Source organism: Pedobacter steynii (assembly GCF_900103665.1).
Lineage (GTDB): Bacteria > Bacteroidota > Bacteroidia > Sphingobacteriales > Sphingobacteriaceae > Pedobacter > Pedobacter steynii.
This window is the reverse complement of sequence record NZ_FNGY01000007.1, coordinates 444,059-458,351: the sequence shown is the minus strand read 5'-3', so window position 1 is coordinate 458,351 and position 14,293 is coordinate 444,059. Positions and strand designations below refer to the sequence as shown.

8 protein-coding genes are annotated in these 14,293 nt (G+C 43.6%); 5 read left to right on the top strand and 3 right to left on the bottom strand.

Features of this window, described 5'->3' with window-relative positions; translation table 11 throughout:
• Nucleotides 1-18 precede the first annotated feature (18 nt).
• The 3 genes from ccoN to BLQ87_RS21045 all read right to left on the bottom strand — a co-directional run bounded on the left by ccoN (nucleotide 19) and on the right by BLQ87_RS21045 (nucleotide 4,789).
• On the bottom strand, nucleotides 19-2,130 hold the full coding sequence (ccoN, locus tag BLQ87_RS21055; protein WP_074610655.1) for a cytochrome-c oxidase, cbb3-type subunit I: 2,112 nt from the start codon (nucleotides 2,128-2,130) through the stop codon (nucleotides 19-21).
• A gap of 77 nt (nucleotides 2,131-2,207) precedes the next feature.
• Nucleotides 2,208-2,393, bottom strand: coding sequence for a cbb3-type cytochrome oxidase assembly protein CcoS (gene ccoS / locus BLQ87_RS21050; protein WP_074610653.1), 186 nt, complete (start codon nucleotides 2,391-2,393; stop codon nucleotides 2,208-2,210).
• Entirely contained in the window at nucleotides 2,390-4,789 is a 2,400-nt protein-coding gene (locus BLQ87_RS21045; protein ID WP_074610652.1) for a heavy metal translocating P-type ATPase, read from the bottom strand. Before BLQ87_RS21045 ends, ccoS begins: the two co-directional genes overlap by 4 nt.
• Before the next feature lie 348 nt (nucleotides 4,790-5,137).
• On the opposite strand from BLQ87_RS21045, the gene BLQ87_RS21040 reads away from it, so the two are divergent.
• Genes BLQ87_RS21040 through BLQ87_RS21020 form a run of 5 tightly spaced genes read left to right on the top strand, consistent with a single transcriptional unit; the run spans nucleotide 5,138 to nucleotide 14,249 of the window.
• Nucleotides 5,138-6,349, top strand: coding sequence for a Pycsar system effector family protein (locus tag BLQ87_RS21040; RefSeq protein WP_074610650.1), 1,212 nt, complete (start codon nucleotides 5,138-5,140; stop codon nucleotides 6,347-6,349).
• Between the two features lies 1 nt (nucleotide 6,350).
• Entirely contained in the window at nucleotides 6,351-8,351 is a 2,001-nt protein-coding gene (ppk1, locus tag BLQ87_RS21035) for a polyphosphate kinase 1 (RefSeq protein WP_074610648.1), read from the top strand.
• A gap of 12 nt (nucleotides 8,352-8,363) precedes the next feature.
• Nucleotides 8,364-9,242, top strand: a complete 879-nt coding sequence (locus tag BLQ87_RS21030) for an SdiA-regulated domain-containing protein (protein ID WP_074610646.1) — start codon at nucleotides 8,364-8,366, stop codon at nucleotides 9,240-9,242.
• Between the two features lie 25 nt (nucleotides 9,243-9,267).
• The gene (locus BLQ87_RS21025) at nucleotides 9,268-11,628 is read left to right on the top strand and encodes a GAF domain-containing protein (RefSeq protein WP_074610644.1); all 2,361 of its coding nucleotides are present in this window, start codon (nucleotides 9,268-9,270) and stop codon (nucleotides 11,626-11,628) included.
• An 8-nt stretch (nucleotides 11,629-11,636) separates the two neighbouring features.
• Entirely contained in the window at nucleotides 11,637-14,249 is a 2,613-nt protein-coding gene (locus tag BLQ87_RS21020) for a BamA/TamA family outer membrane protein (protein ID WP_074610643.1), read from the top strand.
• Nucleotides 14,250-14,293: the final 44 nt, after the last annotated feature.

The window sequence follows — 14,293 nt, the reverse complement described above, 5'->3', positions numbered from 1 at the left end:
GGTGTTGTAGTTTAGATTTTACTTCGCTTTAATATCTGTTCCCAAACGTTGCAGATAGGCAATCAGTGCAACGATTTCTTTATCACTTTTCACTTTGATGTTGTTCTTCTGAAGGTCTGCAGCAATGGCTTTTGCCTGTTTGTCCAGGTCTCTGTTGGCCTTATGCTCATAACCTTCCTCATAAGGAACACCTAAACTGCGCATCGCATTGATCTTGCTGATGGTAGTTGTCGTGTCGAGTTTCTGGGTAATCAGCCATTCGTAAGGAGGCATGATACTTCCAGGCGACATTGTCTGTGGGTCAAGCATGTGGTTGTAATGCCATACATTGCCATATTTACCACCCTCACGCTGTAAATCAGGTCCGGTTCTTTTAGAACCCCATAAATGTGGATGGTCGTATACAAACTCTCCCGCTTTACTGTATTCTCCATATCTTTCTGTTTCTGAACGGAAAGGACGGATCATTTGAGAGTGACAGCTCACACAACCTTCACGGATGTATAAATCACGTCCCTGTAGCTCCAAAGGAGAATAAGGCTGCACGCTGGCAATCGTAGGGATATTGGATTTGATCGTGAAAGTGGGCATCATTTCGATCATTCCACCAATCAGGATCACCACTAAGGAAAGCACCATGAATACCATTGGTTTACGTTCCAGTACGCGGTGTAATTTTTTCTCAGATCCCTGAGGAACATAATCTTTCGCCAGTGGCATCGCTTCAGCAGGCTCATTGGCCACCAGTTTCCCCAAACGAACTGTTCTGATCAGGTTGTAAGTCATCACGATTACTCCGGCAAGGTATAAAGCACCACCGATCGCTCTCAAGACATACATTGGAAGGATTTGTATCACTGTTTCCAGGAAGTTTGGATACTTAAGCATTCCATCCGCATTGAACTCTTTCCACATCAATCCCTGTGTGAAACCTGCGAAATACAAAGGCACTGCATAAAATATAATTCCCAGTGTTCCGATCCAGAAGTGGAAGGACACCAGTTTTTTAGAGTATAATTCTGTTCTGTAAATGCGGGGAATCAACCAGTATAAAATTCCGAAGGTTAAGAAACCATTCCAGCCTAAAGCACCTACGTGTACGTGTGCTACTATCCAGTCGGTATAGTGAGCAATCGCATTGATCTGTTTTAAGGCAAGCATTGGGCCTTCAAACGTAGCCATACCATAAGCGGTAATGCCGACTACCATAAATTTAAGTCTCGAATCTTCTCTTACCTTGTCCCATGCACCGCGAAGGGTCAATAGTCCGTTGATCATACCGCCCCAGCTTGGTGCAATCAGCATGATCGAGAAAGCAACACCCAGCGATTGGGCCCAGCTTGGTAAAGACGTATATAATAAATGGTGTGGGCCAGCCCAGATATAGATAAAGATTAATGACCAGAAGTGAAGGATACTCAGTTTATAAGAGTATACCGGACGCTGTGCCATTTTTGGAAGGAAATAATACATCATTCCCAGGTAAGGTGTGGTCAGGAAGAACGCCACTGCATTGTGACCATACCACCATTGTACCAGTGCATCCTGAACCCCTGCAAATAAATAATAGCTTTTAAAAGCAGATACCGGAAGCTGGAAAGAGTTCACGATATGCAATACCGCAACGGTTACAAATGTGGCAATATAGAACCAGATGGCCACATACATATGTTTCTCTCTTCTTTTGATAATCGTACCAAACATATTGACCCCAAAGACAACCCAAATCAAAGTAATGGCGATATCTATCGGCCATTCCAATTCTGCGTATTCATGGGAGGAACTGAATCCTAAAGGAAGGGTAATCACCGCCGAGACAATGATCAGCTGCCATCCCCAGAAGTGTATTTTACTGAGTACATCACTGAACATCCTCGCTTTAAGCAGTCGCTGCAGGGAGTAATAAACACCCATAAATATGGCGTTACCCACAAAAGCAAAGATCACCGCATTGGTGTGTAATGGCCTGATCCGGCCGAAAGTCGTGTACTGGGAGCCCATGTTTAATGCAGGCTTGAAGAGCTGCATAGCGATGAGCAATCCGACCGTCATTCCGATGATGCCCCAGACGATGGTGGCAACTGCGAAGTTCCTGACGATCTTGTTGTCGTAGTAAAATTTATCAGTCATGTTAAAATAATGAGTGGTTGTTTATTGTTTGTAAAATTAGGGCGGTGTGTGTGACTATAGAATGACAGGGATTTCCACTAAGTGTGATCTTCGTCACTTTTTAGTTCCTCCTTTACAGGCTGGACCTCATCATCGAACAGAATTCGAACCGAAGGGGTATAGGTATCATCGTTCTGCCCCGTTCGGCTTGCCCAGAAAAAGGCCAGCAGAAAGATCAGTGCAAGCAGGATGCTGCAGCCAATCAGAAAGTAAATGATGTTCATAGCAATTGATTTTTCTTCGCGTACAGCCTGGCTGCAATGCTGGTGAATAGAATGATGGTAACGGTACTAACCGGCATTAACACCGCTGCAATAAGTGGAGAAAGCATCCCCTGAACGGCAAAGTAGAGCCCCAGGGCATTATAGGTCAGGGAAATGGCAAAGCTCATGTGAATCACTTTTACCGCATCTTTTGCCTGTTGAATAAATTGCGGGATCTTATAGAAGCTCGCTCCGTCCAGAATGGCATCACAACCCGGAGAGAAGTTATTGATGTTGTCGGTTACCGCAACACCAAGATCGCTTTGCTTTAAAGCCCCGGCATCATTCAGGCCGTCCCCAAACATTAACACTTTCCTGCCGGAGGATTGAAGCTGAACGATATAATCCAGTTTATTTTGCGGACTTTGTTTAAAATGCATCTGTTGTGCGCGGGGGAAAAAGGGAATCAGGGTCTGTTTGTCCTGGTCCTGATCACCCGAAAGGAGGTGAAGGTCTGCGGCTTTACCAAGCTTAAAGATCAGCTCTTTAAATCCTGACCTCCACTGCTGTTCGGAGCAAAAGAAACCCCGGTATTGCTCATTAATAATAATATGTACGACTGCACCTTTCGCCGGTTGTTTGACCTCCAAACCCAGAAAAGAAGCGCTTCCCAGTTTTAAGGTATTGCCGTTGACTGTTCCCGTAATCCCGCGGCCGACTTTTTCCATATACTTTCCAACGGTATATTTTGCAGGCCTGTTCAGCCATTTTACCAGCTCCCTGCTCAGGGGATGTCCGGAGTTTCTGGCCAGATCATTGATCAGCTGTTTCTCCTCTTCAGTAATACTGCCTTCAAAGGTAAATCCACTCACATCGGGATTGGTGATGGTTCCTGTTTTATCAAATACATAGGTATTGATACGAGCCAGTTCTTCGATTACAGCCGTATTTTTCAGGTAGAATTTATTCTTGTCAAAAATGCTCAGCACAGCAGCAAGCGTAAATGGAGAGCTTAAAGCCAATGCACAGGGGCAGGCAATGATCAGAACCGCAGTAAAGGAAGCCACTGCTTTTCCGGTATCTCCTTTAAACATCCAGAAGGCAGCAGCGCCGAGGGCAATACTCAACAATACGATGCTGAAATATTTACTCGCCCGGTCGCTAAAGGTTCTGATGCGGTTTTTCTCTCCAAAAAAGGCTTCATTGTTCCACAGTTGGGTGAGGTAACTTTGAGAAACAGGCTTTACGACTTCCAGTTCCAGGGCGCCGGAAAGTTGTCGGCCGCCAGCATAAACCACTTCTCCCAAAACCTTTTTTACCGGCAGGGATTCGCCGGTTACAAAGCTGAAATCCATTTCCGCATCTCCTTTTAATAAGATGGCATCTGCCGGAATGATCTCATTGCTGCGGATCAGAATGCGGTCGGCAACCTTTAGCTCATTCAATGGAATGGGTCTTTCTCCGCCTTTTTCTATCAGCGTTACAGCAACCGGGAAATAAGAACGGTAATCCCTTTCAAAGGAAAGGTGGTGGTAAGTATGTTGCTGCATCCATTTCCCAACGAGCAGGAAGAATACCAGTCCGCAGAGCGTATCTACAAAACCGGCTCCAGTGTTACCGATGATTTCTACAATAGAGCGGATAAACATGACCGTAATCCCTAAAGCAAGTGGGAAATCAAGGTTTAAAATGCCGTTTTTTAAATTGTTCCAGGCCGAAATAAAGTAATCTCTTCCACTATAAAATACCACAGGAATGGAAAAAGCGAGGTTCATCCATCCGAAGAAGGATTTGAACTCCTGATCCAGGTTTGTAATTCCGAAATAATCGGGGAAGCTGAGCAGCATGACATTGCCAAAGCAGAAACCCGCAACCGCAATTTTAGTGATCAGGTTCCTTTCAGAATGGTCAGATTTCTGCTTTTTTACCACATCCTGTAAGCTGATCAGGGGCTCATAGCCAATGGCGGATAAGGTTTCTACGAGTTGTCGCAAGGACAATTCCTTATTCTTATAGGTGACTACTACCTGCTTTTTCAGGAAATCAATTCTGGATTGAAGAATAGTCGGCTTTATTTTATGGAGGTGTTCCAATAGCCAGATACAGGAGCTGCAATGGATGGCAGGGATATATAAGGTAATGACACTGATTTTTTCATCACTATAATCCAGCAGATTGGCCGCAATGTCTGCTTCATCCAGGTACTCAAAATGTTGTGCTCCATTCTTCTGTGTTTGTCCGGGGACATCGTTGTAAGCGTAATAATTCCCAAGGTCATGACTTGATAAAAGCTGATAAACGCCCTGGCATCCCAGACAACAAAAAGGCTTGTCGTCCAATGTGTAAGGGCTTTTTGGGAGGTCGTCACCACAATGGTAACATTGGGTTTCCTGGGCTATGGTTTTCTGTGCTAACATAAGGAAATTCGATATCTCCAAAGTTCCGGCTTCCGGGTTCAGATAAATATGACGAGTATCACTTTTTCAGTTGATACCGGTCAGAGACCATATTGAAACCATCGTACGCATACCGCTTACAAACAATAATGACTCCTGATGAAAAATAGAAGTTATGACATCTTTTAAAGTAATTTTAAATATGAAAATTAAAACCCCCATATTTATATCATCAACCAACACGTAAGCGCGCGTGATTTACTAAGAAACAGTATCTGCCCGCAAATACAAAAGAGGATAAAAAAGGCTTATAATGGTTTCTTAAATCATGAAAAGCAATATTTACTAAGAAAAACAATAGCATACCAGATGAATTATAGGGAAATATTAGACCAGTTGAGATCGCACGTTGCCAACGTATTCCATGCCAAAAACGATGTCAGACTTATATATCATAACCTAAGCCATACCGAACAAGTGGTAGAGAATGCGGTGAAAATCGCCAATCATTACCAACTTTCAGATGAAGATTTTTTCATCGTTACCGCTGCCAGCTGGTTTCATGACCTCGGCTATTTCTTCGATTGTCAGCAGCACGAAGCAAGTGGGGCAGGCCTCGCTACAGAATTCCTAAAAGAGAAAGACGTCAGCCCGGAAGTGATCGATAAGGTGAACAACTGTATCCTGGCTACCAAAATGCCCCAGAGCCCTGAAGGACTGTTGGAGCAGATCGTTTGCGATGCAGACCTCTATCATTTAGGCAGCAACAGCTTTAAAGAAAGAAACAAACTGATGCGCAAGGAAGCGGAAGCTTTCTGCGACAGGGCACTCGATAAAGACGAATGGAGATTGAAAACCATCGCTCTTTTTAAGTCACACCATTACCATACCGCCTATTGTCAGAACCTGCTGAATGCGAAAAAAGCAGAGAACCTGGCCGAATTGGAGCATAAAGCAGTTGTCGCACAGCAGGAAACAGCACTTGTTGCTGTGGCCGCTGAACCCGCGGAATCTGTAGATTTGAAAAAGGATAAAAAGAAAAAGAGCGACCGGCCGGAAAGGGGAATTGAAACCATGTTCAGGATCACTTCTACCAACCACCAGCGTCTGAGTGATATGGCTGATAATAAGGCGCACATCATGATTTCTACCAACTCCATTATTTTATCGGTCATCCTGAGTATTCTGTTAAGAAAACTGGAAGATAACCCGCACCTGATCATTCCTACCCTGATATTACTCGTGATTTGCGTGGTGACCATGGTGTTTTCCATCCTGGCAACACGTCCTTCCATCCCTGAAGGTGTTTTTACGCCTGAAGACATCAATAATAAAAAGGTAAATCTTTTGTTCTTCGGTAACTTTTACCGCATGAGCCTTCCCGACTATGAAGGAGGAATGATAAAAATGATGGAAGACCGTGATTTCCTTTACGGAAGTCTGATCAAAGATCTTTACTCCCAGGGGGTAGTCCTTGGCCGTAAATACCGTCTTTTAAGGATCGCCTACAACGTATTTATGTTTGGAATTGTCATCTCTGTAGTGGCCTTTATCCTGGCTTCCTTCCTGGTTACCTTATAATATGGAGTCTGCTGCATTTTTTAACCGGGATTTAAGCTGGCTAAGTTTTAATGAGCGTGTACTGATGGAAGCCTCCAAAGCGACAGTCCCCATTCTGGAACGCATTAAATTCCTTTCTATCTATTCTTCCAATCTGGATGAGTTTTACAGAGTGAGAATGCCGGTCCTGATGTGGGACTTTGAGCTGGCGAAACAGAAGATCAACCAGCAGCAGCAAAAGTTCGGCGAGATCATGGTTAAACAGATTCTGCCCGAACTGGAAGCGCAGAATATTCATTGGTTATATAATAAACCTATTCCTGCGGAGATTTCTGCCCAGGTTTCAGATATCTTCTTTAATGAAGTTCTCGCCTATATCCACTCGGTTTGTATTGACCGGGACCTGAAGGATTTCTTTGCCGAAAACAATAAACTGTACCAGGTCATCATTTTAAGAGATCAGGAAGGTCATAACGAACGCATGGAGCTGATCAGTATTCCTTCAGAAGTACTGCAACGCCTGTATGCCATTCCTGCCGGAGAAGAACAGTATGTGGTATTTCTGGAAGACATCATCAAGCATCACCTGACGTATTTGTTTCCTAATGATGTGATTCATGGCGCCTTTAACCTGAAGATCACCAGGAATGCCGCGTTAAAAATAGGGCAGGAGTATGCCGAAGACATTACCATTGCACTGGAAAAACAACTCGAGACCCGTGATTTTGGTTTTGCTACCCGCTTTCTTTATGAACCTGGAATTCCATTGAGAAACATATACCGCGTTATCCATGCCCTGAAACTGCATAAAGCAGCAGTGGTGGAAGGCGGAACCTACCATAATTTAAAAGACCTGAATAACTTTCCATTGGATGGCAAACAGTTCGGATACCCGAAATGGCCTGCTGCGGTGGCAGAGCGGATCGCTGAAAAAGACACGCTTTTTAACCATATCCTCCGGAAAGACATTTTAATTAATGTGCCTTACCAGAATTACGATGCAGTACTCCGCTTTTTCAATGAAGCTTCAAATGACGTGTCCGTGGAGGAGATCTATGTGACCCTTTACCGGGTGGCCAGCAATTCAAGAATCGTCAACGCACTGATGACTGCCGCAAAAAACGGAAAGAAAGTCGTGGTACTGGTAGAGCTGAAAGCGCGTTTTGATGAAGCCAACAACATCAAATGGGCCAAACAGATGAAAGCGGCGGGGGTAAGGATTGTTTATAGCAACCTGGACCTGAAAGTACATGCCAAAGTAGGCCTGGTAAAACGCAATATTGAAGGGGAAACCCAATACCTTGGATTACTGGCAACGGGTAATTTAAACGAAAGTACTGCGAAATTCTATACCGATCATATTTTACTGACCGCACATCAGCCGATGCTGCTGGAACTGGAATCTTTATTTGGTTTTTTAAGCAAGAAGAAGAAAACCCCTGCTGATGAAGACCAGATCTCATTTGAACACCTGCTGGTGGCACAATTTAACCTGCAGAAAACCTTTCTGGACCTGATTCAAAGAGAAATTGACCATGCACAACAAGGATTGCCTGCCAGCATGATCATCAAAATGAATAACCTGGAAGAGCAGGTGCTCATCACTAAACTCTATGAAGCATCGCAGGCAGGGGTAAAGATTCAGCTCATCATCCGCGGCATCTGTTGCCTCATCCCCGGACAAGCCGGACTGAGTGAAAACATTACCGTAAGAAGGATTGTTGACCGTTATCTGGAACATGGAAGGATCTTTATCTTCCACAATAAAGGAGAAAACAACGTCTATATGGGCTCCGCCGACTGGATGAATAGAAATATTTATAGCCGGATTGAGGTGTGTTTTCCGTTATATGACGCTGATTTGAAACGTCTGATTACGGAAATTATTACCTTGCAGCTTCAAGATAATGTGCAGGCGGTAAACATCAGTGTTACCATGCAGAATGAGGCACTTAATGGCCCAAAACCATTGCGTTCTCAGGAAGCCATTTATCAGTTGTTACAAAAGTTCAATGTGAATTAACGAACGTATTTTATGAAAAAAGTCTATACTAAACTATTCTATATTCTTCCGGTGCTGGCCTTACTGATTTTTTATGCCTGTAAACCTATAGCCTCTAAATTCAGCAGCCCTGCAGGCTATGACCTGGAGAAGCCTGATAAGTTCAACATGCCCGAAAGCCTGCTCGAAATCTCCGGCATCACTTTTTATAAAGGACAACCGGATACGGTTTATTCCATTCAGGATGAAGATGGAAAAGTGTTCCGTCAGAAATGGGACATCAAAGACCAAAAGAATGTGCGTTTTGCAGCAAAAGGCGATTATGAAGACATTGCGATCATCAAAGAAAAGATCTTCGTGCTAAAAAGTAACGGACATATTTTCTCTTTTCCCTTTGCAGAAGCCGTTAAAGAAGAAGCGGAACAGGTGAAACACAGCAAAGGATTGATCCCAAAAGGAGAGTATGAAAGCTTGTATGCGGATGAAGAAAGCAGTAAGGTATATATATTGTGTAAATCATGCCCGGTAGACAAAAAGAAGAAAACCGCAACGGGTTACGTACTTAATTATAAAGCAGAAATCGATAGCCTGATTCCGGAAAGCACTTTCAGTATTGACCTGGAGCAGATTAAAACGATGAATTCTAAGCTTAAAGCAAGTTTAAGCCCTTCTGCACTGACCAAAAACCCGAAAACCAAAGAATGGTACATTCTCGCATCCGCCAATAAATTGTTGTTGATTGCAGATGAAAACTGGAAAGTGAAAGCAGTACACCGCCTGAGCTCTTCGCTCTACAACCAGCCGGAGGGTATCGCCTTCGACAAAGACCTGAACCTGTATATTTCAAATGAGGGAGATGAGCTGACCAATGGCAACATCCTTAAGTTTAAGTATACTGCCCCGGGTAAATAGTACGGAAAAATAAATAATACAACAGATGCAAGCGATCACGCTGGATTTAAATAATAGTATTGTTGGATCGGGGGACAGACCGGTTGGCGCAGATATAAAGCTGTCGCTGAGGCCATTTATTGCCTATGTGGAGAACATGGCAAACACGGATAAAACTGCAAAAATCAACTTTTATAAATACATTCTGGAGCAGTTCAAGCAATTCCCTGAATTGCTTGAACCAATACCAAAGGAAAATGTCCATCGGTATAACGTGCTTTTTGAATTGATCTATACCGCATTATCGCCGATTATAAATGAAGAAAAAGAGCATTTATGGGCCATCAGTACCCCACTGATGCCCTGTTTTCATTACGGAACGAATGCCTTTTATAACATATTGATGGAGCCATCTACCTGTACGTTGAAAGCAGATTTAAGTCTGCCTTCAAAGCTGGAAATGGAAAAAAGTCTCTTGTCTGCATTTTATAACCTGGTGCTCCGCCGCTTTTATAATTTCTCGCTCACGGCAAACGAGTTTACCGTTAAATCAATCATCGATCCGGAAACAAAACTGCCTAAGTATTACCGTTTAATTATAGATACCAGATTTCTGGAGATTACCGCGAATGTGGAAATGCCGGTATATGACCTGAATATTGTGAAAGATTATATTCAGGATGAAACAAATACCATAGACATCTTAACCAAGTTAATTCCACCGGAAATATTTACGATAGAAGGGATTTCCATTGTAACCATGGTGGATGTGACCGGTGAATATGTCCTGGAATCGATCAAGAACATCATCATTGAACACCATGAGTCTAAGGATGTAAACCACAGCAAAGAAATTGCTACTGCCTTAAAGACCCTCGTGGGTACGGAAAAGCTGGAGTTTGGAATGCTGCCTTATACTAAGCTGAACAATAAGCTCCTGGTAAATGAAAAATCAGGTTTTTACAGCACGCTGATTAAACTGGCTGAAGAAGATGGTTGGAAACATGAAGATGAACTGAACCTGATCGAAGAGTACCTGAGCAATCCAAGGACGATGATCTTTCCGGAAATTACCGAAGAAGATCAGGAGAAATATCCGATGCTCCGCCTCCTTTGGGCAAAAGGAATCAAATCCTACGGGCTCTTTCCTTTGTATTACAATGCAAAGCTGGTGGGATGCCTGGAATTGTATACCGAAGATCCGACCAAGTTTAACGGAAGTACCCTGACGAAAATTGACCTTGCCTTTCCATTATTGGCACAATTGTATCAGGACATCATCACCGATTTCAATCAGGAGATCTCCGAAATTGTAACGGATAAATTTACGGCCTTGCAACCTTCCGTAGAATGGCGTTTCCATCAGGCAGCATACCATTACCTTCAATCCGGAGGGAAAGCTAGAAACCTGCCTGTTGAACCTGTTTTCTTTAAAGGTGTACATCCCTTTTATGGAGCGGTAGACATCAGGAATTCCAGTGTGCTCCGTAATATGGCGATTAGAAAAGACCTGTATGTCCATTTCGAGATATTAGAAAAAACATTGGATACAGTGAGAGAAAAGGTTTGTCAGCTGCCGGATGAAGACATTCCTCAGCAATACCAAATCTGGAATAAAGAGCAGTTTGAAGACCTTTCTGACCGCGAGATCCTGAAGACAGAAGACTACCTGCAACGCCAGATTCCATATGCACTGACTCATTTAATGGAAACCTATCCGGAGCTGACAGAAACCGTGGACGAGTATTTTAAGCTTACCGCGATTGATGGAAAGAGCTACGAACACAGAGATAGGTATGAAAAAAGCCTTCAGATGATCAACCTGGCAGTAACCAGGCATCTGGATGAGTTTAACAGGGAAGTTCAACGCATTTACCCTTGCTATTTTGAGAAATTCAGAACGGATGGGGTAGAGTTTGACATTTACCTGGGTCCTTCAATTGCGCCGGATAAAGAGTTTTCGGAGGATATCCTCCATGAATTCCGCCTGAAACAATTGAAAGTCCTGGCAGAAGTGGCACAGACGACCTTTAGTCTGGCGCCTTATTTCTCTCTGCCACTGGAAACGACACAGCTGATTTTTGTCTATGAAAAATTGATAGACATCAGCTTCAGGATCGATGAACAGCGTTTTGATGTGGAAGGAAGTTATAATATCCGCTACCAGATGGTCAAGAAACGGATCGATAAAGCACATATTAAAGATACGATGGAGCGGATTACCCAGCCCGGAAAGATTGCAATTGTGTATTTTAACAGTTGGGAAGCGCATGAATATGTAGGATATATTAAAACTCTTCAGGATATTGGTCTTTTAAATGACGATCTTGAGTATCTTGATATTGAAGAATTACAAGGAGTAGAAGGATTAAAGGCCCTTAGAATAGGGGTAACGCTTAAACATTAACATCGACCATGCGTTTTAAAAAAGAGCTGCAAGCGGCATTATTAGTAAACCTGGCTCTTGTAGCCATTGCTTCGCCTGGCATTGCACAAAATGCAGGTAAAGCGGACTCAATTACAGTGGCTATCGCACCTGAATATGATAAAGTAAGTGGCTTTCACCGCTTCTGGCTGGGAGAAAGCTACCGTAAAATATGGGCAACACCGGTAAAGCTCCGCATCATGGACCTTCAGAAAGAAAAAGGAGGGCTCACGATTACCAAGCTTGGTGGTGGGATGCAAACCAGGTCCCTGCGTCTAAAGGATGCTTCCGGGAAAGAATGGGTCTTGAGAACCGTTCAGAAATATGCCGATAGAAGTCTGCCGGAAAACCTAAGGGCGACCATTGCAAAAGACATTACTCAGGATCAGGTCTCTACCAACCATCCTTTTGCCTCCCTGATCGTGCCAACACTGGCCGGAGCACTCGACCTGGCCCATGCAAAGCCGGAAATCGTATATGTAGGGGATGATCCCGGACTGGGCGAATACCGGAAAGATTTCGCCAATGCGGCATATGTGTTTGAAGAAAGATCTCCTTTTGAAGAGAAAACCGACAATACAGAAAAAGCACAAAAGAAGATTTTAAAAGATAATGATACCCATGCCGATCAGAAAATGACCCTTAGGGCCCGTTTACTGGATTTCTTATTGGGCGACTGGGACAGGCACGAAGACAACTGGCGCTGGTCCGTAGACAAAACCGTCGATGGAACAACCTATAGTCCCGTGCCAAGAGACCGCGATAAAGTATTTTATAAAACTTCAGGGGTGTTCCCATGGGTATTGACCCATCAATGGCTGAAATCACATTTACAACCTTACTCCCCAACGATCAGGGACGTGGAGCATTGGAACTTTAACGAACGGTATTTTGACCGCTTCTTTTTAAATGAACTGACGGAACAGGATTGGATAGCGCAAGTGAAGCTGGTGCAGTCTAAAATGACGGATGAGCTGATCGCTAAATCTTTCAGGGAAATGCCGGAGCCGATATTTAAACAATGTGGAGCCGAGCTGATTGGCAATTTTACTTCCAGGAGAGACCAGTTGGAAACCCTGGCGCTGAAATATTACCGCTTCTTATCCATCAACGTAGATGTTCCGGGATCAGACAAGACCGAATATTTTGATGTGAAACATCAGGAAGACGGCATGGTCAGGCTGCATGTTTACAACATTAAAAAGGATGGCACTAAAGGCCGTCTGTTCTTTGACCGTACCTTCGATCCAATGGTGACTAAGGAAATCAGGTTGTTCGGACTAGGTGGAAAGGATGTTTTTGATGTGCATGGTAAGACCAATTCCCCGATAAAAGTAAGAATGATCGGTGGAGATGAGGAAGATCAGTTTAAGGTAGCAGAGAATGTAAGCAATAAATCAGGCCTTTTTATTTATGACCGTAAAGATGAAATAAACCAGCTTCCGGAACAGGGATTTGCGAAGCTCAGACTGGCAAAAGATACCGCTGTAAACCAGTTTAATAAAACCGGATTTCTGTACGACAGATCCGGGATCTTGTTTGACCTGAATTATAATATTGATCAGGGGGTACAGATCGGATTAGGATACATCATGGAGAAACAAGGGTTTAGAAAAGAACCTTATGCCTCGAAACAAGAGATTTGGGCCCATTATTCTACGGGTAGGAAGTCTTTTATCCTGGATTATGCAGGTGATTTTAAGAAAGCAATCGGTAACAATGACCTTAAAGTAACGGTCAATATGCTGGGCCCTAATAATTTAAGTAACTTCTTTGGTTTAGGGAATAATACGGACTATGTGAAAGATGAGGAGGATCATCATGAGGAGGAGAACGATAAAGAAGATGGGATTTCTTATTATAGGAACCGTTATAATTATTTAAATGCCAATATTAAACTTAAAAGAGACCTCGATAAATTCTGGAGCGTAGAAGGAGGATTGCTGCTGTCTTATTATGCAAGTAATCGTAAGGAGAATGATGAGCGTTTTCTCTTTGATTATGACCTGGCCAACCCAGGACAGGATGTCTTTTCTAATCGCTTCTATGCCGGATTAACGGCAGGATGGTCCTACGATACCCGCGATAATATCGCGATTCCTAAAAAAGGAGTTTTCTGGAAAACGACACTTTCCGCCCAGCAACGGGTAACAGGTGAGGACCAACGCTATGGCATCGTGACCTCGGAGTTTCGCTTTTACCTGAATCCCGGGAAATCCGGATTGGTGATTGCGAACAGGATTGGTGCGGGAACAACAGTAGGCGATCCTGCATTCTTTCAACACATTCAGCTGGGAGGCGTAAACAGCCTTCGTGGATTCAATAGCAGGAGGTTTACCGGACGTACAGGCGCATATCATAACCTGGACCTGAGACTAAAACTATTCAATTTCACTTCTTACCTGGTTCCCGGAACCGTAGGAATGATCGGTTTTAACGATGTAGGCCGAGTTTGGCAACCCGGAGAATCCAGTGGCAGATGGCACCATGGCTATGGTGGTGGCCTATACATCATGCCGGGAGATCAGATCCTGATTCAGGGAACAATAGGGGTCTCTAAAGAAGCAACAATGCCTTATTTCTCAGTAGGTTTTAACTTTTAACCTGCCTTTTGTGAAGGGGAGGGAAACAAAGTAAGTCCGCAAAC

Bases quoted from the DNA above. Each gene is read 5' to 3' on its own strand.
- ccoS (WP_074610653.1), bottom strand. From the start codon at position 2,393: ATGAACATCATTTACTTTCTGATTGGCTGCAGCATCCTGCTTGCACTG.
- BLQ87_RS21045 (WP_074610652.1), bottom strand. From the start codon at position 4,789: ATGTTAGCACAGAAAACCATAGCCCAGGAAACCCAATGTTACCATTGT.
- BLQ87_RS21020 (WP_074610643.1), top strand. From the start codon at position 11,637: ATGCGTTTTAAAAAAGAGCTGCAAGCGGCATTATTAGTAAACCTGGCT.
- BLQ87_RS21025 (WP_074610644.1), top strand. From the start codon at position 9,268: ATGCAAGCGATCACGCTGGATTTAAATAATAGTATTGTTGGATCGGGG.
- ccoN (WP_074610655.1), bottom strand. From the start codon at position 2,130: ATGACTGATAAATTTTACTACGACAACAAGATCGTCAGGAACTTCGCA.
- BLQ87_RS21030 (WP_074610646.1), top strand. From the start codon at position 8,364: ATGAAAAAAGTCTATACTAAACTATTCTATATTCTTCCGGTGCTGGCC.
- BLQ87_RS21040 (WP_074610650.1), top strand. From the start codon at position 5,138: ATGAATTATAGGGAAATATTAGACCAGTTGAGATCGCACGTTGCCAAC.
- ppk1 (WP_074610648.1), top strand. From the start codon at position 6,351: ATGGAGTCTGCTGCATTTTTTAACCGGGATTTAAGCTGGCTAAGTTTT.